Origin of the sequence: Streptomyces sp. NPDC029041 (assembly GCF_040637515.1) — a bacterium.
GTDB lineage: Bacteria > Actinomycetota > Actinomycetes > Streptomycetales > Streptomycetaceae > Streptomyces.
Genome location: NZ_JBEZWO010000001.1, coordinates 739,691 through 766,511, shown reverse-complemented (window position 1 = coordinate 766,511; position 26,821 = coordinate 739,691). Strand labels below are relative to the sequence as shown.

Annotated in this window: 23 protein-coding genes; 9 read left to right on the top strand and 14 right to left on the bottom strand. The window is 69.9% G+C overall.

Translation table 11 applies throughout. From position 1 onward, the window contains the following. Positions 1 to 7: 7 nt before the first annotated feature. Positions 8 to 2,053, bottom strand: coding sequence for a SpoIIE family protein phosphatase (locus AB0F04_RS03335; protein ID WP_362037186.1), 2,046 nt, complete (start codon positions 2,051 to 2,053; stop codon positions 8 to 10). A 152-nt stretch (positions 2,054 to 2,205) separates the two neighbouring features. Here AB0F04_RS03335 and AB0F04_RS03330 point away from each other — a divergent pair, with 152 nt between their 5' ends. Further along, complete coding sequence (locus AB0F04_RS03330) at positions 2,206 to 3,036, top strand: alpha/beta hydrolase (RefSeq protein ID WP_362037183.1); 831 nt, start codon at positions 2,206 to 2,208, stop codon at positions 3,034 to 3,036. A 208-nt stretch (positions 3,037 to 3,244) separates the two neighbouring features. Next, positions 3,245 to 7,138: a glycoside hydrolase family 2 TIM barrel-domain containing protein gene (locus AB0F04_RS03325; protein ID WP_362037181.1), complete on the top strand. Its 3,894-nt coding sequence runs from the start codon at positions 3,245 to 3,247 to the stop codon at positions 7,136 to 7,138. Positions 7,139 to 7,210: 72 nt separating this feature from the next. On the opposite strand, the gene AB0F04_RS03320 is transcribed toward AB0F04_RS03325, so the two are convergent. Further along, a complete protein-coding gene (locus tag AB0F04_RS03320; RefSeq protein WP_053671172.1) occupies positions 7,211 to 7,573 on the bottom strand; it encodes a metalloregulator ArsR/SmtB family transcription factor in 363 nt (120 codons plus the stop codon). Between the two features lie 130 nt (positions 7,574 to 7,703). On the opposite strand from AB0F04_RS03320, the gene AB0F04_RS03315 reads away from it, so the two are divergent. Together AB0F04_RS03315 and AB0F04_RS03310 are read left to right on the top strand one after the other, a co-directional pair. Beyond that, positions 7,704 to 9,185, top strand: coding sequence for an AlkA N-terminal domain-containing protein (locus tag AB0F04_RS03315; protein ID WP_362037178.1), 1,482 nt, complete (start codon positions 7,704 to 7,706; stop codon positions 9,183 to 9,185). 9 nt (positions 9,186 to 9,194) lie between these two features. Then, positions 9,195 to 9,677 carry a methylated-DNA--[protein]-cysteine S-methyltransferase gene (locus AB0F04_RS03310; protein ID WP_362037176.1) on the top strand — a complete coding sequence of 161 codons (483 nt, stop codon included), beginning with the start codon at positions 9,195 to 9,197 and terminating at the stop codon, positions 9,675 to 9,677. Between the two features lie 47 nt (positions 9,678 to 9,724). On the opposite strand, the gene AB0F04_RS03305 is transcribed toward AB0F04_RS03310, so the two are convergent. Beyond that, the gene (locus AB0F04_RS03305; RefSeq protein ID WP_362037173.1) at positions 9,725 to 10,414 is read right to left on the bottom strand and encodes a hypothetical protein; all 690 of its coding nucleotides are present in this window, start codon (positions 10,412 to 10,414) and stop codon (positions 9,725 to 9,727) included. A 294-nt stretch (positions 10,415 to 10,708) separates the two neighbouring features. Here AB0F04_RS03305 and AB0F04_RS03300 point away from each other — a divergent pair, with 294 nt between their 5' ends. Genes AB0F04_RS03300 through AB0F04_RS03285 form a run of 4 tightly spaced genes read left to right on the top strand, consistent with a single transcriptional unit; the run spans position 10,709 to position 14,407 of the window. After that, positions 10,709 to 11,437: an SCO2525 family SAM-dependent methyltransferase gene (locus AB0F04_RS03300; protein ID WP_362037171.1), complete on the top strand. Its 729-nt coding sequence runs from the start codon at positions 10,709 to 10,711 to the stop codon at positions 11,435 to 11,437. Between the two features lie 50 nt (positions 11,438 to 11,487). Then, on the top strand, positions 11,488 to 12,405 hold the full coding sequence (locus AB0F04_RS03295; RefSeq protein WP_362037169.1) for an SCO2523 family variant P-loop protein: 918 nt from the start codon (positions 11,488 to 11,490) through the stop codon (positions 12,403 to 12,405). Next, entirely contained in the window at positions 12,390 to 13,472 is a 1,083-nt protein-coding gene (locus AB0F04_RS03290; RefSeq protein ID WP_362037167.1) for an SCO2522 family protein, read from the top strand. Before AB0F04_RS03295 ends, AB0F04_RS03290 begins: the two co-directional genes overlap by 16 nt. Further along, positions 13,469 to 14,407 carry an SCO2521 family protein gene (locus AB0F04_RS03285; RefSeq protein WP_362037165.1) on the top strand — a complete coding sequence of 313 codons (939 nt, stop codon included), beginning with the start codon at positions 13,469 to 13,471 and terminating at the stop codon, positions 14,405 to 14,407. Before AB0F04_RS03290 ends, AB0F04_RS03285 begins: the two co-directional genes overlap by 4 nt. Before the next feature lie 49 nt (positions 14,408 to 14,456). On the opposite strand, the gene AB0F04_RS03280 is transcribed toward AB0F04_RS03285, so the two are convergent. The 4 genes from AB0F04_RS03280 to AB0F04_RS03265 form a co-directional block, all read right to left on the bottom strand. Next, positions 14,457 to 15,194, bottom strand: coding sequence for a Sir2 family NAD-dependent protein deacetylase (locus AB0F04_RS03280; protein WP_362037163.1), 738 nt, complete (start codon positions 15,192 to 15,194; stop codon positions 14,457 to 14,459). 79 nt (positions 15,195 to 15,273) lie between these two features. Then, positions 15,274 to 15,768, bottom strand: coding sequence for an NUDIX hydrolase (locus AB0F04_RS03275; RefSeq protein WP_362037160.1), 495 nt, complete (start codon positions 15,766 to 15,768; stop codon positions 15,274 to 15,276). Positions 15,769 to 15,796: 28 nt separating this feature from the next. Continuing rightward, the gene (locus AB0F04_RS03270; RefSeq protein ID WP_362037158.1) at positions 15,797 to 16,213 is read right to left on the bottom strand and encodes a hypothetical protein; all 417 of its coding nucleotides are present in this window, start codon (positions 16,211 to 16,213) and stop codon (positions 15,797 to 15,799) included. Positions 16,214 to 16,537: 324 nt separating this feature from the next. After that, on the bottom strand, positions 16,538 to 17,611 hold the full coding sequence (locus tag AB0F04_RS03265) for an ADP-ribosylglycohydrolase family protein (RefSeq protein WP_362037156.1): 1,074 nt from the start codon (positions 17,609 to 17,611) through the stop codon (positions 16,538 to 16,540). 249 nt (positions 17,612 to 17,860) lie between these two features. On the opposite strand from AB0F04_RS03265, the gene AB0F04_RS03260 reads away from it, so the two are divergent. Then, on the top strand, positions 17,861 to 18,979 hold the full coding sequence (locus AB0F04_RS03260) for a glycerate kinase (RefSeq protein WP_362037345.1): 1,119 nt from the start codon (positions 17,861 to 17,863) through the stop codon (positions 18,977 to 18,979). 4 nt (positions 18,980 to 18,983) lie between these two features. Here AB0F04_RS03260 and AB0F04_RS03255 read toward each other — a convergent pair whose 3' ends face one another. The 7 genes from AB0F04_RS03255 to AB0F04_RS03225 form a co-directional block, all read right to left on the bottom strand. After that, complete coding sequence (locus tag AB0F04_RS03255; RefSeq protein WP_362037154.1) at positions 18,984 to 20,204, bottom strand: alpha/beta fold hydrolase; 1,221 nt, start codon at positions 20,202 to 20,204, stop codon at positions 18,984 to 18,986. 200 nt (positions 20,205 to 20,404) lie between these two features. Continuing rightward, on the bottom strand, positions 20,405 to 21,187 hold the full coding sequence (pssA, locus tag AB0F04_RS03250) for a CDP-diacylglycerol--serine O-phosphatidyltransferase (RefSeq protein ID WP_053671175.1): 783 nt from the start codon (positions 21,185 to 21,187) through the stop codon (positions 20,405 to 20,407). Positions 21,188 to 21,245: 58 nt separating this feature from the next. Further along, the gene (locus AB0F04_RS03245; protein WP_053671161.1) at positions 21,246 to 21,902 is read right to left on the bottom strand and encodes a phosphatidylserine decarboxylase; all 657 of its coding nucleotides are present in this window, start codon (positions 21,900 to 21,902) and stop codon (positions 21,246 to 21,248) included. A 170-nt stretch (positions 21,903 to 22,072) separates the two neighbouring features. After that, positions 22,073 to 23,278 carry an acyl-CoA dehydrogenase family protein gene (locus AB0F04_RS03240; RefSeq protein ID WP_362037151.1) on the bottom strand — a complete coding sequence of 402 codons (1,206 nt, stop codon included), beginning with the start codon at positions 23,276 to 23,278 and terminating at the stop codon, positions 22,073 to 22,075. 2 nt (positions 23,279 to 23,280) lie between these two features. Then, entirely contained in the window at positions 23,281 to 23,793 is a 513-nt protein-coding gene (locus AB0F04_RS03235; RefSeq protein ID WP_362037149.1) for a MaoC family dehydratase, read from the bottom strand. Between the two features lie 5 nt (positions 23,794 to 23,798). Continuing rightward, positions 23,799 to 24,761, bottom strand: a complete 963-nt coding sequence (locus AB0F04_RS03230; RefSeq protein WP_362037147.1) for a CoA ester lyase — start codon at positions 24,759 to 24,761, stop codon at positions 23,799 to 23,801. Beyond that, positions 24,758 to 26,806 (bottom strand): protein meaA, encoded by a 2,049-nt coding sequence (locus tag AB0F04_RS03225; protein ID WP_362037145.1) that lies wholly within the window; start codon positions 26,804 to 26,806, stop codon positions 24,758 to 24,760. The genes AB0F04_RS03230 and AB0F04_RS03225 overlap by 4 nt, the downstream gene beginning before the upstream one ends. Positions 26,807 to 26,821: the final 15 nt, after the last annotated feature.

Here is a 26,821-nt window from a genome sequence, read left to right as displayed (position 1 = left end):
TCATGGCTCAGGCCCTCGTGCGGACCAGCAACAGGGCGACATCGTCGTCCGGCTCGGGACTCAGCGCGCTGAGCAGACTGTCGCTCGCGCGCTGAAGGCTGGGCCCCGCGTGCTGGAGCAGCCGGGTCAGCGTGCCGAGGCCGGTGTCGATGGGCTCCCCGCGGTTCTCGACCAGGCCGTCCGTGTACAGCGCGAGCAGGGAGCCCGGGGCGAGTTCCACCTCCACCGTGCCGAACTCCACGCCGCCGACCCCGAGCGGGACACCGCCCGGCACCTCGACGAGCCGCGCGCTGCCGTCCGCCCCGGCGAGCACCGGCGGCAGATGCCCGGCGCTGGACAGCTCGCAGGTGCCACGCCGCAGGTCGCACACCGCGTACACGCAGGTGGCGATCGCGTCGCCGAGCGAGCCGGCGATGTCGTCGAGGTGCCGCAGCAGCTCGGCGGGCGGCAGGTCCAGCCGGGCCAGCGCCCGCGTCGCCGTGCTCAGCTGCCCCATGATCGCCGCGGCTTGGACACCCTTGCCCATGACGTCCCCGACGACCAGCCCGGTGCGCCCCGGACCCAGCGGGAGGACGTCGTACCAGTCGCCGCCGACCTCGCTGAGGGCCGGGCGGTAGCGGGCGGCGATGTCCAGCCCTTCCCGCTCGGCGGGCGTGCTCGGGAGCAGACTGCGCTGCAGGGTCAGGGCGGTGCCGCGTTCGCGGCCGTAGAGGCGGGCGTTGTCTATGCAGATCGCGGCCCGTGCGGCGAGTTCCGAGGCGAGCACCCGGTCCTGGTCGTCGAAGGGGCGCTCGTTGACCGTGCGGTACAGCGAGAGCGTGCCGAGCACCTTGCCCCGGGCCACCAGCGGCAGCGCCAGGTAGGAGTGGGCGCCGGCCTCGTGCAGGGCCAGGGCGGCCCGTGAGTCCCGGGCCAGCCGCCGCAGCATCTTGGCGTCCACGCGCTCGACCAGGACCGGGCGGGCACTGCGGACGCACTGCGTGATGATCCGCGACGAGCCGTACACGGCGAGCTCGCCCACCGGGTCGGCGGCGTGGATGGCGTCGGTGGGGTACCCGGCCGCGACGGCCAGCGCCCGGAACTCGGCGGGGGAGCCGCCCGACACGGGTGTGATGGTGCCGCGGGCCACGACCGACTCCAGGACGTCCACGGCGGCCAGGTCCGCCAGATGCGGGACGACCACGTCGGCCAGTTCCCGGGCGGTCTGCTGGAGGTCCAGCGTGGTGCCGATCTTCACCCCCGCGTCGGCGATCACCGACAGATGCTGGCGCGCCTGTGCGACCTCGGCCGCGGCCTGCTGGCGCTCGGTGACGTCCAGCACGGCCATCGCGAGGCCCAGGACCCGGCCGTCGGTGTCCTCGATGCGGTGGTACGACTCCGAGTAGGCGCGCTCCTGCGCGTCCGCCGCCGTACGCCCCACGGTCTGCTGGTCGAGCAGCGGTCTGCCGGTCTCCAGGACGTGCCGCATCCGTGCCTCGATGGCCGTCACGTCCAGGTCCGGCAGCACTTCCCCGACCCGGCGCCCCAGCACGGCCTCCTCGGGCACGCCGTTGATCCGCTCCAGCGCGGGGTTCACGCCGACCCAGCGCAGGTCGTTGTCGAACACCGCGATGCCGAGCGGGGTCTGGTTGACGAGGCTGTGCGAGAGGGCGAGGTCGCGCTCCACCTTCCGTACGGTCGTCGCGTCCGTGGCGAGTCCCAGCAGGTGGGGCTGCCCTTCGGGGTCGAGGAGGCGCATCGTACGGAACTCCACGGCCCGTTCCGTGCCGTCGCGGTGCCGCAGCGGGAACACTCCGGCCCACCGCGCCCCCGTGCTGACCTGGGCGAACAGCTCCCTGCCCCGGGAGCGGTTCTCGGGGGTGACCAGGAGGGTGTCGGCCCGCTGGCGCAGGGCTTCCTCCGCGCTCCAGCCGAGCAGCTGCTCGATCTCGGGGCTCCACAGCACGATGTGGCCGCCCGCGTCGAGAACCACGGCCGCGACCTTGAGCAGATCCAGCAGTCCGCCGGGCGCGGCCGTGACGGCGTCGCGGTCCGAGGTCGCGTAGCCGTTCATGCGGGCCGCTCCTTCCGGCGCGGCAAAGGTACCGCCATGATCTGTTGTGCGGGCTGTCCGATGAGGTCACATTACGGTCGGAGCAGCGGCACTGTCGCGCCGAAATGACAAAAAAGCGCGGGTCACCACCCGCGAAGGGAGTGAGCGGCACCGTGCAGGACTGGACGCTGCGGGAGAGCCTGCGCACAGGGTCGGGGACGGTGCGCTGGGACCGGTGGGGCGATCCCGGCGGAGAGCCGGTCGTGCTGCTGCACGGGACGCCCTTCTCGTCGTACGTGTGGCACGAGATCGCACCCGCCCTCGCCGCCGTCGGGCACCACGTGTACGTCTGGGACATGGCCGGCTACGGCAGCTCCGGCAAGCACGCCGGCCAGGACGTCTCACTGGCCGCGCAGGGCCGGATCCTCACCGAGCTGCTGGCGCGCTGGGGCCTGCGGGAGCCGTCCGTGATCGCGCACGACTTCGGCGGGTGCGTGGCACTGCGCGCCCACCTGCTGCACGGGGCCCGCTACCGGCGGCTCGCCCTGGTCGACCCGGTGGCCCTGAAGCCCTGGGGCTCGCCCTTCTTCCGCCTGGTCGGGGAGCACAGTCAGGTCTTCGAGCAGCTCCCGGCGGCGCTGCACGAGGCCCTGGTGCGCGAGTACGTCACCTCCGCGAGCCACCCCGGCCTGCGCCCCGCCACGCTGGACGCCCTGGTCGGGCCCTGGACGGGGGAGGAGGGGCAGGCGGCCTTCTACCGGCAGATCGCGCAGGCCGACCAGCGCTACACCGACGAGATCCAGCCGCTCTACCCGACGATCGATCTGCCCGTCACCGTGTGCTGGGGCACCGAGGACACCTGGATCCCCTTCGCCAAGGGGCGGGAACTCGCCGATCTGATCCCGGGTGCGCGGCTGGTACCCGTTCCCGACGCCGGACATCTCGTCCCGCTGGACGCGCCCGCCCGCCTGACGAGCGAGCTGCTCGCCTTCCTCGCGGCCTGAGTCATCAGGACCGCACAAAGTCCGACGCGGTCATTGCTTCGAATGTGTGCGAGTCCTAGGGTGTGCCTGCTCAGCAGTTGCTCTGTCACCGTCAGTTGCCAAGCGAATCAACAGAAACACCCACCACGGGTGCGCAGTTGAGAGTCGCATCTGACGTGCCCTCAGTCCGTGCAGCACCGCACCTGTCGAACCGAGGAAGGCCACGTTCATGCCGCACCCCCCGCACCCGTCCCCCGCCGACCGGCCCGTCGTCAGCCGCCGTCGTCTGCTGGAGGGAGGAGCCGCCGTGCTCGGCGCCCTCGCCCTCTCGGCGTCGCCCACCGCCTCCTACGCGGCCGGCCGGCGCCCGGCGGCGGACGGCCCTCCGGAGTGGAACGACGGCCTGAGCGTGTACCGGGTGGGCACCGAGCCACCGCACACCACCCTCATGCCCTACGCGGACCTCGGGCAGGCCCTGAAGGGCGACCGCGAGCGCTCGCCGTACCGGCTGAGCCTCGACGGCACCTGGAAGTTCGCCTACGCGGACCGCCCCGACGACCGCGACCCGGACTTCTACGGCACCGATGTCGACGACTCCGGCTGGGACACCATCCCCGTGCCCTCGGCCTGGCAGCTGCACGGCTACGACTTCCCGATCTACGTCAACATCACCTACCCCTGGTGGGGCCCCAACGGCGGCGGCGAGAACGCCCAGCCGCCCGCCGCCCCGACCCGCTACAACCCCGTCGGCCAGTACCGCCGTACGTTCACCGTGCCCCGCACCTGGAAGGGCCGGCGCACCTTCCTGCACTTCGAGGGTGTCAAGTCCGCCCACTACGTGTGGATCAACGGCAAGCTGGCGGGCTACCACGAGGACTCCTACACCTCCGCCGAGTACGACATCACCCCTCATCTCAAGCCGGGCACCAACCAGATCGCCGTCGAGGTGTACCGCTACTCCGACGCGGAGTGGCTGGAGGACCAGGACATGATCCGGCTGAGCGGCATCTTCCGCTCGGTCCACCTGTTCTCCACGCCCAGCGTGCACGTGCGCGACTTCCGCCTGGACACCCCGCTGGGCGACGACTACACCTCCGCCGAGCTCAAGGTCACCGCGCAGGTCCGCGACTACGGCGGCGAGGGCGCGGGCCGCTACACCGTCGAGACCCAGCTCTACGACGCGCGCGGCCACGCCGTCTGGTCCCGTCCCCTGAACCGCACCGTCGACGTCCCCGACGGCGACGAGGCGACCGCCGAGGCGTCGAGGGCCGTCCCGTCGCCCAGGCTGTGGTCGGCCGAGCACCCGAACCTCTACACCGCCGTGCTCCGCCTGCGCGACCCGGCCGGCAAGGTGGTCGAGACCCTCTCGCACCGTGTCGGCTTCCGCGAGTTCGCGCTGAAGGACGGCCTGATGCGCATCAACGGCAAGCCGGTCTCCTTCCGCGGCACCAACCGGCACGAGATGCACCCCGTCACCGGCTCGGCGCTCACCCGCGCGCAGATGGTCGAGGACATCGGGATCATCAAGCGCCTCAACATCAACAGCGTCCGCACCTCGCACTACCCGAACAACCCCCTGTGGCTCGAACTCGCCGACGAGTACGGCCTGTACCTCGTCGACGAGACCAACCTGGAGACCCACGGCATCCGCGACAAGTTCCCCGGCAGCGGCCACCCGGAGTGGACCGAGGCGTGCGTGGTCCGCGCCCAGAACATGGTCCACCGCGACAAGAACCACGCCTCGGTGGTCATCTGGTCCCTCGGCAACGAGGCCGGCGGCGGCACGACCTTCAACGCCATGCACGACTGGATCCGCTCCTACGACCCCACCCGCGTCATCCAGTACGAGGGCGACGACCGCCCGGGCATCAGCGACATCCGCTCCGAGATGTACGACAGCCCGCAGCGGGTCGAGCAGCGCGCCAAGGACACGAGCGACACCCGGCCGTACGTGATGATCGAGTACTCCCACGGCATGGGCAACTCCAACGGCAACTTCAAGAAGTACTGGGACATCGTCCGCCGCTACGACGTCCTCCAGGGTGGCTGGATCTGGGACTTCGTCGACCAGGCCCTGCGCTGGCCCACCCCCACCCGCAAGCTGCTGACCGAGTCCGGCCCGGGCGCGCTGCGGGGCGAGGTCATGGCACCCGCCGGCACCTTCGACCGCGCCAAGGGCGTCTCCGGGGGCACCGTCTTCCCCCGCGACACCCGCCTCGACCTCACCGGCTCCCTGACCCTGGAGGCCTGGGTCACCCCGGACGTCACCGGCGGCCACCAGCCCGTCATCGCCAAGGGCGACACCCAGTACGCCCTCAAGCAGAGCGACAAGAACCTGGAGTTCTTCATCCACGGCGGCGGCCAGTGGGTCACCGCGAGCTGGCCGCTGCCCGAGGGCTGGACCGGCAGGGAACACCACATCGCCGGCGTCTTCGACGCGGACGCGGGCACGCTGACCCTGTACGTCGACGGCCAGGTGCGCGGCACCAGGACCACCGCCCGCCGCCCCGCCGACAACACCGCCCCCCTCTCGCTCGCCACCGACGTCGACAACCCGACCCGGGAGTTCAGCGGCACCATCCGCCGGGCCCGTGTGTACGCACGCGCCCTGAGCGCCGCGGAGCTCGCCTCGGACACCCGCAGGCCCGACGACGAGGGCGTGCGCTTCTGGTTCGACGCCGCCACCGCCGGGTTCACCGAGAAGCGCCCGCGCGACAAGACCTTCTACGCCTACGGCGGCGACTGGGGCGACAACCCCAACGACGGCGCCTTCGCCGGCGACGGCATCGTCCTGCCCGACCGCACCCTCACCGGCAAGTCCGCCGAGGTCAAGCAGATCTACCAGGCCGTCAACGCCACACCGGCCTCGGGCGGCCCCGGTGCCGTCACCCTCACCAACGAGTACCTGTTCACCAACCTCCGTGAGTTCGAGGGGCGTTGGTCCCTGGTCGCCGACGGCGAGGTCGTCCAGCGTGGCCGGCTGACCCGCGACCAGCTGGACGTGGCGCCGCTGAGCAGCAAGGACATCAAGGTCCCGGTGCGGATCCCGGCCGGGCCCGAGCCCGGCACCGAGTACTTCCTCCAGCTCTCCTTCACCACGAGGGAGGCCACCCCGTGGGCGAAGGCCGGCTTCGAGGTGGCCAAGCAGCAACTCGCCCTCGACACGGACAGCCCGGCCGTGCGGCCCGCGCCCCTGCGGAGCGTCCCCGCCCTGAGCCACACCGACGGGGACAAGGCCGTCACCGTCAAGGGCAAGGGTTTCTCCGTCACCGTCGACAAGGCCACCGGAACCATCACCTCCTACGAGGCGGGCGGCACCCGTCTCCTCACCTCCGGACCCGTTCCGAACTTCTGGCGCGCGCCCACCGACAACGACCGCGGCAACGGCCAGCACACCCGCAACCAGACCTGGCGCGACGCCGGAGCGAAGCGGAAGGTGTCCGACGTACGCGTGCGGCCCCTGGCCGACCGGGCCGTCGAGGTCACCGTCACCGGCACGCTGCCCACCGGGACGCAGTCCACGTACAGCACGACCTACACGGTCTTCGGCAACGGCGAGATCAAGGTCGACAACACCGTGCACCCGGGGGCGGCGAACCTGCCGTACATCCCGGAGGTCGGCACCCTGCTGTTCCTGCCGCGGAGCCTGGACCGGCTGCACTACTACGGCCGGGGTCCCGAGGAGAACATGTGGGACCGCAACAACGCCACCGACGTCGGCGTGTACTCCGGCACCGTCTCCGGGCAGTGGACCCCTTACCTGCGCCCCCAGGAGAACGGCAACAAGACCGACGTCCGCTGGGCCGCGCTGACCGACGGCCGAGGACGCGGACTGCTCGTGAGCGGTGAGCCGCTGGTGGAGGTCAACGCCTCGCACTTCACGCCCGAGGACCTGTCCGTCGGAGCGCGCCACGACTACCAGCTCACCCCGCGGGACGCCGTGATCCTGCGGGTGAACCACCGCCAGATGGGCGTGGGCGGCGACGACAGCTGGGGCGCGCACACGCACGCCGAGTTCAAGCTGCTCGCCGACCGCGACTACGCGTACACCTACCGGCTGCGTCCGCTGACGCGGGTGAGCGAGGCGATGGAGGCCTCGCGACGGCGGACCGCCACCGACTAGGGCCGGACGCCGCGACGGGACGCATGCTGCCGGTCGCGGCACCGGAACCGACGCCGGGCCGGCGGCGCCGCCTCAGTCGGCGGCGTCGCTGATGCCGAGCCGCAGATGCTCCACGTGGTAGACGGCCTGGTCGAGCAGCTCGGCGACATGGTGGTCGTGCAGCGCGTAGACCACCGAACGGCCCTGCCGCTCGCCCACGACCAGGCCCAGATTGCGCAGCAGCCGCAGCTGGTGGGAGCAGGCCGACTGTTCCATGCCCACCTCGGCGGCCAACTCCGTGGCCGGCAGCGGGCCTTCGCGCAGCCGCGCGAGGATGAGCAGCCGGGAGGGCGTGGACAGGGCCTGGAGCGTGGTGGCGACCTTCGCGACGTTGTCCGCGTCCAGGCGTACGCGCTCGGCGGCGTCCTGCGCGGGAGTGACGGCTCCATGACCCATGCCGTCATCGTACCGGCCCCGCACGAACACATGAATGAATCTTCATCTGTCCCCGTCCGGCGGCCGGGCCCGGCACCACGATGTCGGATTCTCGCCAGCCCCGCGCCACCCGGTGCCGGATGCTGGACCCATGCAGAAGGGGATGCACACCGACACCGAGCGCTGCGTGCGCGCCGTCCGGTCCAAGGACGCGCGCTTCGACGGCTGGTTCTTCACGGCCGTCCTGACCACCGGCATCTACTGCCGTCCCAGCTGCCCGGTGGTTCCGCCCAAACCGGAGAACATGGTCTTCCACCCCAGTGCGGCGGCCTGTCAGCAGGCCGGGTTCCGGGCCTGCAAGCGCTGCCGGCCCGACACCAGCCCCGGCTCCCCGGAGTGGAACCAGCGAGCCGACCTCGTGGCCCGCGCCATGCGGCTGATCGCCGACGGCGTCGTGGACCGCGACGGCGTGCCCGGCCTCGCCGGCCGCCTCGGCTACAGCACCCGCCAGGTCGAACGCCAGCTCCTCGCCGAGCTGGGCGCGGGCCCCCTCGCGCTCGCCCGCGCCCAGCGCGCCCAGACGGCCCGGCTGCTCGTCGAGACGACCACCCTGCCCATGGCGCAGGTCGCCTTCGCCGCCGGCTTCGCCTCGATCCGGACCTTCAACGACACGGTCCGCGAGGTCTTCGCCCTGTCCCCGAGCGAGCTGCGCACCCGCGCCCCCAAACGGCAGGGCGCGAGCACCCCCGGCGCCCTGTCGCTGCGGCTGCCGTTCCGCGCACCGCTGAACCCCGACAACCTCTTCGGCCACCTCGCCGCGACGGCCGTACCCGGCGTGGAGGAGTGGCGCGACGGTTCCTATCGCCGCACCCTGCGCCTGCCGTACGGCCACGGCATCGTGGCCCTCACCCCGAACCCCGACCACATCGCCTGCCGCCTGACCCTCAGCGACCTGCGCGATCTGACCGTCGCCATCAGCCGCTGCCGCCGTCTGCTCGACCTGGACGCCGACCCCGTCGCGATCGACGACCAGCTCCGCACGGACCCGGTCCTCGCGCCCCTGGTGGACAAGGCGCCCGGACGCCGGGTGCCGCGCACGGTCGACGAGGCCGAGTTCGCCGTCCGGGCCGTGCTCGGGCAGCAGGTCTCCACCGCCGCCGCCCGCACCCACGCGGCCCGCCTGGTCACCGCGTACGGCGAACCGGTCGAGGACCCCGAGGGCGGCCTCACCCACCTCTTCCCGTCCCCCGAGTCCCTCGCGGTGCTGGACCCCGGGACGCTGGCGATGCCGCGCACCCGCCGCACCACCTTCACCACCCTGGTCGGCCGGCTCGCCGACGGCGACCTCCACCTGGGCGTCGAGAGCGACTGGCCGCGCACCCGCGCCGAACTCCTCGCCCTGCCCGGATTCGGGCCCTGGACGGCGGACGTCATCGCCATGCGCGCCCTCGGTGACCCCGACGCATTCCTGCCCACCGACCTCGGCATCCGCCGCGCCGCCCGCGACCTGGGTCTGCCGTCCACCCCGGCCGCCCTCACCGCCCGCGCGGCGGCCTGGCGCCCCTGGCGGGCCTACGCGGTCCAGTACCTCTGGGCGACCGACAGCCACCCGATCAACTTCCTTCCGGTATAGGGACGTTCGATGAAGCAGCACACCGTGACCGACAGCCCGTACGGCCCCCTCACCCTCGTCGCCGACGACGGTGTCCTGTGCGGCCTGTACATGACCGGCCAACGCCACCGCCCGGCGGAGGAGACCTTCGGCACCCGCGACGACACCCTCTTCGCGGAGGCGGAGGAGCAGCTGAAGGCCTATTTCGCGGGCGACCTCGAGGCGTTCACCGTCCCCCTGCGCATGAACGGCACCGCGTTCCAGCGCACCGTGTGGGACGAGCTGTGCCGCATCCCCTACGGCGAGACCCGCACCTACGGTCAGCTCGCCGACGCCCTCGGAGCCCCCGCCGCCTCCCGCGCGGTCGGCCTCGCCAACGGCCGCAACCCGATCGGCATCATCGTTCCCTGCCACCGCGTGATCGGCGCGAACGGCAGCCTGACCGGGTACGGCGGCGGCCTGGAGCGCAAGCAGCGCCTGCTGGACTTCGAACGCGGGGCGGCGCTTTTCTAGGCAGGGGGCTCGGTTCGAAGGCGCAGACCGACCACCCGGGAGAAGGCTCACGTACAGTTCGGCAGCACCTCGTTCTGGCGCCCGAAGCCCAGCTCCCAGATCCGCTCCAACTCCGCGCAGTCGGAATCGCTGAGTGTCCCAATCGAGCTGGACACGAGGGGCAGGCGACTGAGGACGACCTTGGTGACGATGTTGGTGGAGTCCCACGTCCTCACGAAGCCGATGCCGAAATACTCGGAGAGCTCTCCGCCGAACTGCGGGTACACCTCGACGAAGACATTGGATTCGTCGCGCGCCTTGTGGCTGATGATGGTCAGCCGCTCATGCCGTACGAATGCCTCCACCAAGTACTTGTTGACGAGCCCCATGTCCGATTCCACGTCGATCTCCACGGCTAGGGAACCGACGTTGGCACTGAGGTCGAAAGGGTACTGCTCATAGCGCCAGACGTTCTTGCCTCGCACGGTGGTGATGAAGTAGTGGTGCCACAGGTGCCGTACCGGAGTCAGTCGCGCATTGTCCGACCGCAGACTGCTGGTGAGTGAGTGCTCCAGTACGTGCGTCATGCGCTGCAGCGTCTCCTGGTTCGAGGCCCTTGTGACAAGGATGCTGATCACCGCGCCCACGATCCCGCCGCCGACGGCGGTGAGGACACCGGAGATCTCCTGGTTGAGCAGGGAGATCTTCCCGTCCTGCTCGGTGGCCGCGGCGAAGGAGACACCGAAGCCGGTGGTCACGATCCCCAGTACCAGAATTAGCCAGGCGCGCGCCGCTCCGGCCGCGTCGCTTCCCGCTCCTCCTCTGCTGCTCCTGCTGGACATCCCTCATCCCCCATGCCATCCGATTCGGTGTGGTGCCGCGTGGTACATGACGGTGTTGTGCAAAGAGCTCGGGTATGCAGAATTGTGCTGGATGAGGCGACAGCCTGATCCTCGCTCGCGAGTATGGCGCAGATCTCCGTAAAGTAGCACCAGTGCAGGTGAGTTGGCAGTACTTCGGTCATTTCGGGCACCCCTGCCCCAGGGAGACGCATGGCTGGGAACCTCGCGTACGACTGGGACGCGTTCGACGCGCAGGATTACCTGGCACACAACTACGCCGATCTGCACGACGAGGACCGGCGAATCCTGGAGATCGTCCGCGAGTTCCTGTGCGCTCAGGCCTTCGACGCGGATGCCTGGGGTGTGGACGTGGGCACCGGGACCAACCTGTATCCAGCGCTTTCCATGCTTCCGTTCTGCGGCCGGATCAGCCTGCTCGAGATCTCGAAGGCAAACAGAAGGTGGTTGACGGGTCAGCTGCGCGGCTACTCCGGCAACTGGGACGGTTTCTGGCAGGTCCTGGCCGAGCACGAGGCCTACCGTGTGATCGACCGGCCCCGCGACCGGCTGTCTCAGGCCGCGTCTGTGCAGAGGTGGGACATCTTCGGCTCCGTACCGGACAGGAGGTGGGATCTGGGGACCATGTTCTTCGTCGCAGAGTCGATCACGACATTCCGGAATGAATTCACCACGGCTCTGGCGAAGTTCTGTTCCCTGCTGAAGCCGGGAGCTCCGTTCGTGATGACATTCATGGAGAACTCCAAGGGCTACGAGGTCGGAGGTCGCCGTTTTCCGGCATTCGGTATCGATCTGGTGAACCTCCGGGAGGAAATGTGGGGGCTGGGGAACGGAATGGAGTTCTACCGGTTCGGTGTGGGACCCGAACCACTCAGGGACGGGTATAGCGGCATGATCCTTGTGCACGGGTACGTCAAGTAGTTGATCCGGCTTCCGAAACGGCCACGGGACGACGGGGAGACCGAGAGCCGGTGATCGTTTTTGCTACCTCCGACCAAGGCGGCACCGGTCGCTCGGTCACGTGCGCCAACATCGCCTATCGCCTGGCCCTGGGAGGAGATGACGTCGCGTACGTGGACTTCGACTTCGGATCCCCGACGGCCGCCGCCGTCTTCGCTTCCGGTGCGGCCGCACGTGGTGTGCGGGCCGGCGGCCTGCACTCGTTTCTTCAGGGGCGTATCGCCGAGCCGACTCGCCTCGATGTGTGGTCACTCTCGCAACGCGCTGCCCTGCGTGAGGGTCACGTGCACCGTGGTCGGCTCTGTCTTGTGCCGGGGGACCGGGGAGGCGGAGATTTCCCGGTCGGCGGCACCGAGACGAAACGCTGTGCAGAACTGCTGCTCACCTTGGAGGAGGAGTTCGATGTGACCATCGTCGATCTGCGAGCCGGCCGGTCCTACGCCCTGGACGTCAGCCTGCGGGCCACGGCGCGACAGGAACTACGGCACGTCCCGACACGATGGCTCGTCTTCCATCGCTGGACCAGGCAGCACGTCGAGGGTGCGGTGGACCTTGTGCACGGTGACTGCGGCATCCTGCGGACCGGTGTCCAGTACGGGCACGACGAGACAGGGTTCTCGGGGCGACTCCGGTACGTGCCGACCGCTGTTCCCCCTCTCGACGCCGCGAAGAGCGGCTCGCGGGACTCCGAGTACGGGGCCTGGCGAAAGGCCAGGGATGCCGAGCTGAAGGCAATGACGGCACCACTGCATCCGGATCACGAGGTCCTGATCGGGCCGGTGCCGCTGGATCCCGTGCTGCTGTGGCAGGAACGGGTGATCACCGACGAGGACACCGCTGTTTCGCCAGGGGCCGCCGAGGAGACCGTGCGAGCCTTCACGAATCTCGCCCATGCTCTTAAGGACAGCCGGACATGGGCGTTCGGATGACCGGCCGGGGAGGAGACGCAGACCCCGTCGGGCAGGAAGCGGACTGGTCCTACGGTGAAGGGCCGGCCAAGTCACCGACGCAGGCCGTCCCCTACTCACACCTTTCCCTGGAACTCGGCCACTTGTACCTGGAAGACCTCGCCGCCGGGCCGGAAAAGCTGCGTGCCCACTTCACCCAGGTGGCGCCATGGGCCGAGACCGCGACCCGCGCTCTCGCCGGGCGCATTGACCCTGCGAAGCTGCGTGTCAGCACATGCCTGCTGATCGACGACTACTTCTCGCGCTCCTCCTCACCCGCCGAGGTCATCCCTCGGGTGACCGGAGCAGCGGCCCGGGCCGGACTGCGTGTCGACTACATCGCGCGGGAGTCCGGATGCGCCACCGCCGAGGGGGTCGACGTCGCCGCGCTGCTCCTTGCCCGACTGGTCGCCCCGCCATCCATGGACACCGAGGGCGGACGGCCGCCCGTCACCCAGTCCGGCTGGCTGCCGAACGGCACACGTTCCCCGTATCGGGGCACGTCCCAAGCGATGTCCCCCGTCCCCGCGTGGCAACCGCCGCTCGAGTTCGGGGCCGCCCGGCGCCACTCGGTCTTCCTCGACGCGGAGCTCTGGACCGACGGTCCTGGGGGCACTCGCCGGTGGTCGTGCCCCTTCTTGGGAGCCGTGTGGCAAATGCTCAGACTCGGCCTGCTCAGGCACCACGGTGCGGCAGTCGTCCCGGCCCGCACCTGGCCCGACGGGACCATTCCTGACGAGTGGGACTCCATGCCGCCACTGGTGAAACTCGATCAGAACGCGGCTCCGTTCTGCGCCTACCGCACGTTCTCGGTGCTGGGCAGCCGCTTCCTCCCGGTCGAGCATGCCGTGAGAGTGATCCTCGATCACACGGTTGCGGACCCTGATGCGTTGGCCCAGGCTGCCGAGCGTGGTGAACGGGAGAGCGTGTTCGTGCCCCCGGGCCTTGCCGAACGTGTCATGTATGCCTTCATCCCTTCGGACGGGGCCTCACACGGAGACATGGACTACGCCGGCGGAGTACCGGACGGGCAGGTCGGCGAGACATGACCCGACCGACCAGCAGCAGGCCGCACCCGTCCCTGTTCATGGTGGGAGAGGTCTGCACGGGACTGCTGATGAACCGTGCGGCTCTCCCTGCGTCAGTGGCAGCCGAGCTGCTGAACGTCGCAGCGGGCGAGCGCGTGCGCTCCCACGAGCGCCCCGTGCGCCGCTCGGTGTCCCCTGATCTCCTGCACGGCCTGGACCGCTCCCTTGAACCCGGTGCGGGCGGTCCCCTGCGCGGAACCGGCACACTGCGAGTGCGAGGTCGTGTGGTGGGTGGCCGTGTCGTCCAGTCCTCGACACGAGCCGTCGTCCGTGCGGGGAACGGCCGCCGCATGCACTGGGGCCACCATCTGACACAGCCCGGCGTGGTCGAGGTGAACGGCCGCGGAGATCGCGCGGACCTGGCGAGGAGCTTCGCGGAGTCAGACGCCTTCGGCACCCTGGACATGAACGCGGCCAATACCTCGCTGCTCGTCCGGCTCCAGGCGTCCCGGCTGCTGAACCAGCGTCCGCCTCTGCGCACCCGGCGCACCCGGCTGCGCTGGTCGGCTATCGTGGATCACGGCTCGCCGGGCTTCCAGGGGGCATTCGCACTCATCGACGACAGGGTGCGCGCCTTCCGGCTCGTGATTCCCCCGTCGGCCGACGCGTCACCGGAGCGACTGAGTACCTTGTGCGAGGACTTGGCCTTCCACGACTGGTTGCTCACCACGGTGACGTCGGCTGCCGAGCGAACCGGCACAGATCGTGGCGAAACATCGGCGGCGGAGAAGCTGGCACCGCTGATTCTCGAACTGGCCCACCTGTGGATGCCCGGTGCAGTGGTCACGGCCGGGCTCCAGGAGGTCTGGGACCGGTTGGAGGCGCACGCGGGATTCACACGCCAATGGAGTGTCTGCGTGGGCCGGATACGTGACCATCTGGCGCTGCATCCATGAGGCTCAGTCACCGTAGCCGGAGTGGGGTGGGGCCACGCAGACCGGAGCATCAGGATCCGTCGTGTTCCGCGAACTGCTTCAGCAGTCTCGGCAATGCCGTGCCGATGGGGTCGCGGACGATCTCGTCGGCACGGTCGTCGTACGGGGTCGGTTCGGCGTTGACGATGAGCAGACGGGCTCCGTGGTCGGCGGCGACACCGGCGAGTCCGGCCGCGGGCTGCACCTGGAGGCTCGAGCCGACGGCGACGAAGACGTCACAGGCCTTGCTGACGGCGGCCGCCTCGCCGAGGACGACCGGGTCGAGCCGTTCGCCGAACATCACCGTGTCGGGCTTGAGGATCCCGCCGCACTGCCGGCAGGGCGGATCGTCCTCGCCTGCCTCCACGCGGGCGAGCGCGTCCGCCATCGGGCCGCGCGCGTGGCAGCCGGTGCAGACGACACTGCGTGCCGTGCCATGCAGTTCGAGCACCTTGCGGGCGGGCATCCCGGCGAGCTGGTGCAGCCCGTCCACGTTCTGCGTGATGACGCGCACCGGCGCCCCGGACCGTTCCAGCTCCGCCACCGCCCGGTGCGCGGCGTTGGGCTCGGCCCGCAGCGCCCCGGTCTCGCGCCGCATCAGCCAGGAGCGGCGGCGGATCTCGGCATCGGCCATGTAGTACTCGTACGTGACGAGCTTCTCGGCCTCGGGATCGCGCCGCCACAGCCCGTTCGGCCCGCGGTAGTCCGGGATCCCCGAATCCGTGCTGATGCCGGCACCGGTGAGCAGGGCGACGAGGGGTTTGGCCATGCCGCCGAGGGTAGGCCGGTCCACGGGGCGGCGGCGAGCGGATATCGAACGGGACGCCGAGGGGTGAGCGGCCGTCCTGTCAGTACACCCGCCTGCCGTTCTCCAGCTCCGCCGTCCCCGACCCCTCCGCCAGGACGTCGAGGGCGGCCAGGACGCGACCGCTGTGGCCCACTGACAGGTACTCGGTCAGCTCCTCACGCGCCACCAGCCGCCAGGACAGCAGCTCCTCCTCCTGCAGGCGGATCGCTTTGAACTCGTCCTCGCTCAGCACCCCACCGTCGTACACGTACGCCACCAGCGGCGGACGGCCCGCGCCCTGCACCCAGTCCACCGTCAGCAGCCGGCCGAGCTCACGGTCGAGACCGATCTCCTCGGCCGTCTCGCGCCGCGCACCCTGCCGCGGGGTCTCGCCGTCGTCGGACTCGACGGTGCCGCCGGGCAGCGTCCAGCCCTCCCGGTAGTTGGGCTCGACGAGCAGCACACGGCCCTCGTCGTCCCGGAACAGCACGGCGGCGCCGGCCAGGACGCGGGGCAGGGACGCGATGTAGGCGGCGTAATCAGGAGAACTGGTCATCGGTGCAGGGTAACCACCGGGCGCCGGATCAGCCGCAGGGGAAGACGTAGTCGGACTTGTAGTTGATGTAGAGGCTGCTGGACGAAGTACCCATCTTGGCGGTCACCGGGGCGCAGGCGAAGCCGGAGACGTACACCGGTCCGGCGTACTCGCTGAAGTTGCCCGAGTCCTTGTCGCAGGAGGTGCCGCCGACCTTGCAGACCTGCACGAACATGTACCGGGCCTGGCCGACGTTGTTGTCGAGGATGACGCAGCCCTTGCCGCCGTTCTCGTAGGCGAAGAGGGTGGCCAGACGCTCGCTGGGGTCGGTACCGAGGGGCAGTGGGATCGCCTTGCGCAGGGTGTAACCGGTACCGCACACGTTGGCCGCCGCGGCGGCGGGCGCGGACTGCTCGGCGGCGACGGCCTGGGGGGCGGTGAGGACGGCGGCGGTCAGAACGGACACGGAGGCGGCGGCGCGGACAGCGGTTCTAAAACGAGACATGACAAGCAGACGCTTTCTGTCAGGCGCGAGGGCGCGGAGGCGCGGGCCGAATGACTGGAAACGATCGGAAGGTCCGATGGTCAGATCACTTTACGATCGGGTTTGATCGGTCTCGGCGGCTCGCGACCGAGTGGCCGGAATCAGCCGGAGGGGAGCTTTTCCAAGCGGAACGGCCTGCCGATCTCCGAGATGGTTTCCGATACTGAGCGGTCATGACGCCCGGGCCTCGAAGTGGAAGGCCGGGCCGACCGCCGTACGTGCCCGGGATTGGCCGGTTCGGTCCGGTCAGGCCTCCGGGTCCGCCAGCCGCAGCGTCCGCTGCGCCAGCTCGCTGATCCGTACCCCGTCGAAGCCGAACACCGCGCTGCGGACCGTGTCCTCCAGCGGCGCCTTCCACTGGTCCGGGATGGCCGCGGCCCCGCCGAACACGCCGGCCACCGAACCCGCGGTCGCGCCGTTGGAGTCGGTGTCCAGACCGCCGCGGACCGTGAGCGTGATGGTCCGGGTGAAGTCACCGTCGCCGTAGAGCAGGCCGGCGGTGAGGACGGCCGCGTTCGGCACGGAGTGGATCCAGCCCATCCCGGCGGTCTCCTCGGCGAGCGTGCTGAGCGTGTCCTCCCAGGACATCCGGGTGTCGTGCAGAGCGACCACCCGGCGTACCGCGCGGGCGAGCCGGCTGCTGGCCGGGATCACGGCCAGGGCCTCCTCGACGGCGTGCCGCACGGTGGGCGCCGTGAACGCCGCCGCGATCAGCGCCGCCGCCCACATGGCGCCGTACACCCCGTTGCCGGTGTGCGACAGCACCGCGTCCCGCCGGGCGAGCAGCGCGGCGCGGCGCGGGACGCCCGGGCAGGTCCAGCCGAAGACATCGGCCCGGATGAGGGCGCCGATCCACTCCTGGTAGGGGTTGTCGTAGGTCGCCGTCAGCGGCGGCTTGAGCCCGCTCGCGAGGTTGCGGTACGCGGCCCGCTCGGCGGTGAACGTCTGCAGGTACGGCAGCCGCAGCAGCCACAGCTCGCCGACCTGCTCGGTGGTGAAGCCGAAGCCGTGGGTCTCCAGCAGGTCGAGGCCGAGGATCGCGTAGTCGACGTCGTCGTCCCGGCAGCTGCCGTGGATGCGGCCGCGGACGCAGCTGCGCCACTCGGGGCGGAGCGCGAAGCCGTCGTGTTCGCTGATCGGCTCGGGCAGGTAGTCGGTCAGCGGCAGGGCCGCGGCCTGTCCGAGGTAGCGGTCGATGCGGTCGCGGGTCCACACCTCGCCCTGTTCGACCGGCTTGCCGAGCATGTTTCCCGCGATGCGGCCGGTCCAGCCGCCGAGGATGCGGTCGGAGAGCGCCGTTCCGGTGTCAACGAGGGTCATGGTTGTGGTCTACCCGTTTCGGGAGGGGGCTTGCGGCGCGTTGGGGCCTGCCGGTCCTCGGTGGCTGTTCGCGCAGTTCCCCGCGCCCCTGACGCGTCGGTCCATGGGTTGGGCAAAGGCTGACGGGCGAGGGTTCCTCCGGCTAAGGTCACAGCGGCGCGACTGGCCCTGACGTGCGTGAGGGCCCGGAGAGCAAGGGGAGTGCAAGTGGCGGACGCTGCAGTGAGCGGCACCCGGAAGGCACAGCGGGTGCTCGTCGCCGCGGACAAGTTCAAGGGGTCGCTGACGGCCGTGGAGGTCGCCGAGCGGGTGACGGCCGGGTTGCGCCGTGTCCTGCCGGACCTCGAGGTCGAGGCGCTGCCCGTGGCCGACGGCGGCGACGGGACCGTGGCCGCGGCCGTCGCGGCCGGATTCGAGCGCCGGGAGGTACGGGTCGCCGGGCCCCTCGGCGACGAGGTGACGGCGGCCTTCGCGCTGCGGGAGGGCACCGCGGTCGTGGAGATGGCCGAGGCGAGCGGGCTGCAACGGTTGCCCGCGGGCGTCTTCGCCCCGCTCGCGGCGTCCACCTACGGCTCCGGCGAGCTGCTGCGGGCCGCGCTGGACGAGGGTGCCCGCACGATCGTCTTCGGGGTCGGCGGCAGCGCCACCACCGACGGCGGCGCCGGGATGCTGTCGGCGCTGGGCGCCCGGTTCCTGGACGCCGACGGGGAGCCGGTGCCCCCGGGCGGCGGCGGACTCGCCGGGCTGGCCACCGCCGATCTGTCGCGACTCGACCCGCGCCTCGCCGAGATCGAGCTGGTCCTCGCGAGCGACGTCGACAACCCGCTGACCGGCCCGAAGGGCGCCCCCGCGGTCTACGGCCCGCAGAAGGGCGCCTCGCCCGACGACGTGGCGGCACTGGACGCCGCCCTCGCGCACTTCGCGCAGGTGCTCCAGGGGCCGGCCGGTTCCAAGGCCGCCGAGTACGCGGCATCGCCGGGTGCGGGCGCGGCGGGCGGCATCGGCTACGGCGCCCTGCTGCTGGGCGCCCGGTTCCGTCCCGGGATCGAGGTCATGCTCGACGTCCTGGGCTTCGCCTCCGCTCTGGAGCGTGCCGACCTGGTCATCACCGGTGAGGGTTCCCTCGACGAGCAGACCCTGCACGGCAAGGCCCCGGCGGGTGTGGCCGCGGCGGCCCGGGCCGCGGACAAGGACGTGGTGGCGGTCTGCGGCCGCCTGGCCCTGCCGCCCCAGACCCTGGGCCACGCCGGTATCCGCCGGGCCTACCCCCTGACGGACGCGGAACCGGACGTCGACAAGTGCATCGCGGAAGCGGGCCCGATCCTGGAGCGGGTGGCGGAGCGGATCGCGCGGGACTTCCTGACCTGAACCGTCACGGCAGGGGGATCAGCACGCCGTTGGAGTCCCGGAAGAAGCTGCCGGAGCTCTGGCCCTCCACCTTGCCGTTCTTGAACCACTGCTTCGACATGTGGTGCACCGTCTTGGCGGTGATCTCCCACACCAGCGAGTGGCCCGCACCCTCGAGGCAGAACATCAGCTTGCGGGGTCCCTTGACGGCCTTGTACAGGTCCGGCACGGAGAAACGGATGGGGTCGGGGAAGGTGGCCGGGCTGTTGGCGGCCCGGTCCAGTTCCCCGTAGACGATGAGGACGGGAATCCGTTCCCCGAGCACGGGCGTGCCGGCCGGGTTCTCGTGCGGCACCGTCTGGTTGTTCCAGCCCCACCAGTACGTGTTCCGGTACCGGAGGATGCCCTCGTACTCGCCCGGGGCGACCTCGGGGCCCCATTTGCTGCCGACGGGGTCGCTGTGCATGCAGGCCTCCCAGGCGAGGTCCACGACGCCGGGCTCGCGCAGGTCCGGGTTGCCGTCCAGCCCGGTCCTGAAGCCCGTCCTGGTGCCGACGAACATCGGGAAGCCCCAGGTGACGGCCGGTTTCGACATCGGCAGCGTCTGGGCCTCGGCCGGGCGGCCGAACGGGTCGTCGGGCTTGTCCGACCACCGTCCCCTGGGCGGGAAGACCGGGGCGAGCAGCAGCAGGCTTTCGACGTTGCCGGGGTGCTGGAGGGTGTAGGCGCCCATGATGGCCGCGCCCAGGGACCAGGCGATGAAGCGGATCGGCTTCTTCCGGTCAGGCAGGCCTCTGATGTACGCGACCACGGCGTCCAGCTCCGCCCACTCGCTCTCCGAGTTGCCCAGCTGGCGCGGGTACGGCGGAGGGGGAGGGCAGGGCGCCTGGAGGGGATTGGGGACGAGGACCGGCTGCTGGGCCGGGTTGGCGTTGCACGGGTCGTCCATTCTCGGGCGCGGCGACCGGCCCGAGCCCTGCAGGTCCATGATGAAGACGTCGTAGCCGTCGTCCGCGAGTTCCTGTGCCCAGCTGTACCGGGTGGCGGGCCCGCCGGGCACCGGCGCGAGGTCGAACCCCGCCAGCGCCGGCACGCTCCTGCCGTGCAGCATCAGTACCGGCTGGTGCGGTTGGTTCGGCTTGGTGCCGTCGTACTCCCGTACAGGCAGGGTCACCGTGTCGCCGGCGTTCGCGGGGATCTTGGACTCAAGTGTGACTTTGTGCTCTTTGAGGATGGGTGCGGGCATGGCCGCCTCCCGTGGCGAAAGTGGGAGCAAGTGGATTCAATCCCCTCTTCCCACCCTCCTCTTCCCGGATTTTCTGCGCAAATCGACCTCGAGCAACGGTAGTTGACCAGTCAAGGGCAAGAAGGGCATCCCTTGAACGAGAAACGGGTGTGGCCCGGGCCTCGAAGGCCCGGGCCACACCCGTCAGTGCGGAGACGAGATCAGGGCAGCTGCGCCGCCCGCGCCTCGCGGCGGTTGTCGCGGAAGTTGTTCACCCGACGGGCCGTCGCGAACAGCGGGATCACCGCCCCCATGACCAGCTGGAGCGCACAGCCCGTCTGGAGCAGCAGCTGGCCGCTCGGCGCGTCGAACGCCCAGGCGGCCATCATGCCCATGCCCAGCACGATCCACGACAGCATCGCCACGGCGAGCCGGCCCCGCGGCTTCGGGTACTCCACGCGGCTCACCATCAGCCACGCCGTCCCCAGGATCGCCAGCAGGGTCGCCACGAAGGGCAGCTCCAGCAACACGATGGACACGACGGTCAGCGCGCCGAACGGTGACGGCATGCCCTGGAAGGTGCCGTCCTTGACCGTGACGCACGAGAACCGGGCAAGCCGCAGCACCACCGCCAGCAGCACCACGATCGCCCCGACCGCCGCGACCCGCTGGTACGCGCCCTCGGCCACCATGCCGTAGACGAGGACGAAGTACGCCGGCGCCAGGCCGAAGCTGATCAGGTCGGACAGGTTGTCCAGCTCGGCGCCCATGGGGGAGGAGCGCAGCTTGCGCGCCACCAGGCCGTCGAACAGGTCGAAGACCGCCGCGCACAGCATCAGGATGACCGCCGTGGCCGCGCTGTTGCGCGCCATGCCGGACTCCTGGCTGCCCATGAGGTCCGGGATCAGGATGCCGGTGGTGGTGAAGTACACCGCCATGAAGCCGCACGTGGCGTTGCCGAGCGTCAGGGTGTCCGCTATCGACAGGCGAAGAGAGAGGGGCATCTCCTCTTCCTCGTCGACCCCGTCGGACTCCGGGACCCAGCCGGCCTTGGTGTCAGGATCAATCACGGTCAATGCGAGTCACCCCCGCCACGGTCTTCTGGCCGACCTCGACCGCGACCTCCACGCCCTCGGGCAGGTAGAGGTCGACCCGCGAACCGAAGCGGATCAGGCCGATCCGCTCACCCTGCTCGACCTTCGTGCCCTCGGGCAGGTAGGGGACGATGCGACGGGCGACCGCGCCGGCGATCTGGATCATCTCGATGTCGCCGAGCTCGGTGTCGAAGTGCCAGACGACACGCTCGTTGTTCTCGCTCTCCTTGTTGAAGGCGGGAACGAAGCCACCGGGGATGTGCTCGACCGACGTCACCGTGCCGGCCAGCGGCGCGCGGTTGACGTGCACGTTGAGCGGGCTCATGAAGATCGCGACGCGGGTGCGGCCGTCCTTCCACGGCATGATGCTCTGCACCACACCGTCGGCGGGCGAGATGACCCGGCCCTGGGTGATCTCGCGCTCGGGGTCGCGGAAGAACCACAGCATCCCCGCCGCGAGCGCGGTGGCGGGAACGGCGACGGCCTTGGCGGCGCCGGAGCGCCGGGCCCGTGCCAGGCTGAGGGCTGCGGTGGCGACGGTCGGAAGGAGCCACGGCGATGCTCCGCGCGCGAGGCGTACGCCGGCCCGGCTGTCGCGAGGTGCAGAGGTTTGGCTGTGGGGCATGGATGACCTTCGTAGCGGATGATGCCGCACACTGACGGGGGACGGCGGCTTTCCGGCGATCGTAGCGGCTCGGGGCCCTAACTGGGTAAGCCAGGCAGCCGAGTCGGCGGCAGAAGAGTGCTGACGGGGTGTGATCTTCTTCTCCAAGAAAACACCCCGTATCCGGACATCTAGCCCTGGAACCGATACTCTTCGAGCAGCCGCCTGCCGATGATCATTTTCTGGATCTCGGCGGTACCTTCACCGATGAGCAGCATCGGAGCCTCACGGTAGAGGCGCTCGATCTCGTACTCCTTGGAGAAGCCGTAGCCGCCGTGGATCCGGAAGGCGTCTTCGACGACCTCCTTGCAGTACTCGGAGGCGAGGTACTTCGCCATCCCTGCTTCCAGGTCGTTTCGCTCCCCGGAGTCCTTTTTGCGTGCTGCGTTCACCATCATCGCATGGGCGGCCTCGACCTTGGTAGCCATCTCGGCCAGCTTGAACTGGATCGCCTGGTGCTGGGCGATCGGCTTGCCGAAGGTGTGGCGCTGCTGCGCGTACTGGACGCCCAGCTCGAACGCACGCTGAGCGACGCCGCAGCCACGCGCCGCCACGTTCACGCGGCCGACCTCGACCCCGTCCATCATCTGGTAGAAACCACGGCCGGTGACCCCGCCGAGCACACGATCCGCAGGAATCCGCAGGCCATCCATGATGAGTTCGGTGGTGTCGACGCCCTTGTAACCCATCTTGTCGATCTTGCCGGGAATGGTGAGGCCGGGACGCACCTCGCCGAAGCCGGGCTCCTTCTCGACCAGGAAGGTGGTCATCGACTTGTGGGGCGCCGTACCCTCGGGGTGACCTTCGTCACTTTTGACCAGAACGGCCACCAGCGACGACGTTCCGCCGTTCGTCAGCCACATCTTCTGGCCGTTGAGGACGTACTCCTCGCCGTCCTTCACCGCCTTCGACGTGATCGCCGACACGTCCGAGCCGAGGCCCGGCTCCGACATCGAGAAGGCGCCCCGGATGTCACCGGCGGCCATCCTCGGCAGGAAGTGGTCCTTCTGCTCCTGCGTGCCGTGCTGCTTGAGCATGTACGCCACGATGAAGTGGGTGTTGATGATGCCGGACACCGACATCCAGCCGCGGGCGATCTCCTCGACGCAGAGGGCGTAGGTGAGGAGCGATTCGCCCAGGCCCCCGTACTCCTCCGGGATCATCAGGCCGAACAGGCCCAACTCCTTCAGCCCGTCGACGATCGCTTGCGGGTACTCGTCGCGGTGCTCCAGCTCCGTGGCGACCGGAATGATCTCCTTGTCCACGAAGTCCCGGACGGTGGACAGGATCTCCTGCTGGACGTCCGTCAGACCGGCGGTCTGGGCGAGTCGCGCCATGGCTACTTCTCCTGCTCCCTGAGCTCGGGGCGGCCGGGCTGCTCGCCGCCGCGCTCCTTGATGTACGTCTCGGTCGGCACCATCACCTTGCGGCGGAACACGCAGACCAGCGTGCCGTCCTGCTTGTAGCCCTTGGTCTCGACGTAGACGATGCCGCGGTCGTTCTTCGACTTCGACGGCCACTTGTTGAGCACGGTCGTCTGGCCGTAGATCGTGTCACCGTGGAAGGTCGGCGCCACGTGCTTGAGCGACTCGATCTCCAGGTTGGCGATGGCCTTGCCGGAGATGTCCGGCACGGACATGCCGAGCAGCAGCGAGTAGATGTAGTTCCCGACGACGACGTTCTTGCCGAAGTCCGTCGTCTTCTCCGCATAGTTCGTGTCCATGTGGAGCGGGTGGTGGTTCATGGTGAGAAGACAGAACAGGTGGTCGTCGTACTCCGTGACCGTCTTGCCCGGCCAGTGCTTGTACGTCGCCCCGACCTCGAACTCCTCGTAGGTGCGCCCGAACTGCATCGCGCTCAGCCCTCCGGAATCTCGAACTTGCTGGTGCGCTGCATGCCGGCGGCGCGGCCCTTGCCGGAGATGACCAGGGCCATCTTGCGGCTGGCCTCGTCGATCATCTCGTCGCCGAGCATCGCCGAGCCCTTCTTGCCGCCCGCCTCGGACGTGTAGTAGTCGTACGCGTCCAGGATCAGCTCGGCGTGGTCGTAGTCCTCCTGCGACGGCGAGAAGATCTCGTTGGACGCCTCGACCTGGCCCGGGTGCAGCACCCACTTGCCGTCGAAGCCGAGCGCGGCGGCGCGCTGGGCGACCTCGCGGTAGCCGTCGATGTTGCGGATCTGCAGGTAGGGACCGTCGATCGCCTGGAGGTTGTTGGCGCGGGCGGCCATCAGGATCTTCATCAGGATGTAGTGGTAGGCGTCCGCCGGGTAGCCGGGCGGCTGCTCGCCCACGACCAGGGACTTCATGTTGATCGACGCCATGAAGTCGGCCGGGCCGAAGATGATCGTCTCGACGCGCTGGGAGGCCGTCGCGATCTCGTTGACGTTGTTCAGGCCCTGCGCGTTCTCGATCTGCGCCTCGATGCCGATCTTGCCGACCTCGAACCCCATCGTCTTCTCGATCTGCGTCAGCAGCAGGTCCAGGGCGACGATCTGCTGGGCCGTCTGCACCTTCGGCAGCATGATGCAGTCGAGGTTCTGGCCGGCGCCCTCCACGACCGTGACGACGTCGCGGTACGTCCACTCGGTCGTCCAGTCGTTGACGCGCACGACCCGCGTCTTGCCCGTCCAGTCGCCCTCGTTCAGGAACTTCACGATGGTGTGCCGCGCCTCGGGCTTGGCGAGCGGGGCGCACGCGTCCTCCAGGTCGAGGAAGACCTGGTCGGCCGGGAGGCCCTGGGCCTTCTCCAGGAAGCGCGGGTTCGAGCCCGGTACCGCCAGGCAGGAACGCCGGGGGCGAAGGCGGTTGACCGTGGTCATGCGGGGACCTCCAGGGGGTCGAGCTTGTTCGCTTTCCGGATCTCGTCGACGATGCGGCCGATGATTCCGGTGATGTCGAAGTCCTTCGGGGTGAAGACCGCGGCCACTCCGGCTTGCCTGAGCTGCTCGGCGTCACCATTCGGGATGATGCCACCGGCGATCACGGGTATATCTGTGGCACCGGCCACACGCAGCCGTTCGAGGACGTCCGGGACCAGCTGGGCGTGGGAGCCGGACAGGATCGACAGGCCCACCGCGTGCACGTCCTCGGCCAGGGCCGCGTCCACGATCTGCTCCGGTGTCAGCCGGATGCCCTGGTAGACCACCTCGAAGCCGGCGTCGCGCGCACGGACCGCGATCTGCTCGGCACCGTTGGAGTGACCGTCCAGGCCCGGCTTGCCGACCAGGAAGCGCAGCTTGCCGACGCCCAGGTCCTTGGCCGTGAGGTCCACCTTGCGGCGGACCAGGTCGAGCGCGCTGCCCTCCTCGACGGGCACGGCCACCGGCGCCGAGGAGACGCCCGTGGGTGCCCGGAACTCGCCGAAGACCTCGCGCAGGGCGCTGGCCCACTCGCCGGTCGTCGCCCCGGCGCGGGCGCACTCCAACGTGGCCTCCATGAGGTTCTCGCTGCCGCGCGCGGCCTCCTTCAGCCGCTCCAGGGCCTTGCAGGGCCGCGGGTGGTTGAAGGGCGGCTGGTAGCGGCTGTCGCGCCATTGCTGGAGCGCGGCGATGACCCGGGCCTCGACCGCCGGGTCCACCGTCTGGATCGCGGTGTCCAGATCGGCGGTCAGCGGGTTCGGCTCGGTGCCCTCGAAGGCGTTGACGCCGATGATCTTCTCCTGGCCGGACTCGATCCGGCCCCGGCGCTCGGCGTGCGAGGCGACGAGCTGCGACTTGAGGTAGCCGGACTCGACGGCCGCCATCGCGCCGCCCATCTCCTGGATGCGCTCGATCTCGGCGAACGCCTCCTCGACCAGTTGCTCCACCTTCGCCTCGATCACCTTCGAGCCCTCGAAGATGTCCTCGTACTCCAGCAGGTCGCTCTCGTACGCCAGCACCTGCTGGATGCGCAGCGACCACTGCTGGTCCCAGGGGCGGGGCAGGCCCAGGGCCTCGTTCCAGGCGGGCAGCTGCACCGCACGGGCGCGGGCGTCCTTGGAGAGGGTGACGGCCAGCATCTCCAGGACGATCCGCTGGACGTTGTTCTCCGGCTGCGCCTCCGTCAGGCCCAGGGAGTTGACCTGGACGCCGTAGCGGAAGCGGCGTTGCTTGGGGTTCTCGATGCCGTAGCGCTCGCGGGTGATGCGGTCCCAGATGCGGCCGAACGCCCGCATCTTGCACATCTCCTCGATGAAGCGGACGCCCGCGTTCACGAAGAACGAGATGCGCGCCACGACATCGCCCATGCGCTCCTGCGGCACCTGGCCGGAGTCGCGCACGGCGTCGAGGACGGCGATCGCGGTGGACATCGCGTACGCGATCTCCTGGACCGGTGTGGCGCCCGCCTCCTGCAGGTGGTAGCTGCAGATGTTGATCGGGTTCCACTTCGGGATGTGGGAGACCGTGTACGCGATCATGTCCGTCGTCAGTCGGAGGCTCGGCCCCGGCGGGAAGACGTGCGTCCCGCGGGACAGGTACTCCTTGACGATGTCGTTCTGGGTCGTGCCCTGGAGCTTGGTGATGTCGGCGCCCTGCTCCTCGGCGACGACCTGGTAGAGCGCCAGCAGCCACATGGCGGTGGCGTTGATCGTCATCGAGGTGTTCATCTGCTCCAGGGGGATGTCCTGGAACAGCCGGCGCATGTCACCGACGTGCGCGATCGGCACGCCGACCCGGCCGACCTCGCCGCGGGCGAGGATGTGGTCGGAGTCGTAGCCGGTCTGCGTCGGCAGGTCGAACGCCACCGACAGACCTGTCTGGCCCTTGGCGAGGTTGCGCCGGTACAGCTCGTTGGACGCCTCGGCCGTGGAGTGACCGGCGTAGGTGCGCATGAGCCACGGCCGGTCCTTCTCCCGCCTCACGTCGGCGGTCTGACGCTCATTCATCTGTGCCCCCGGATG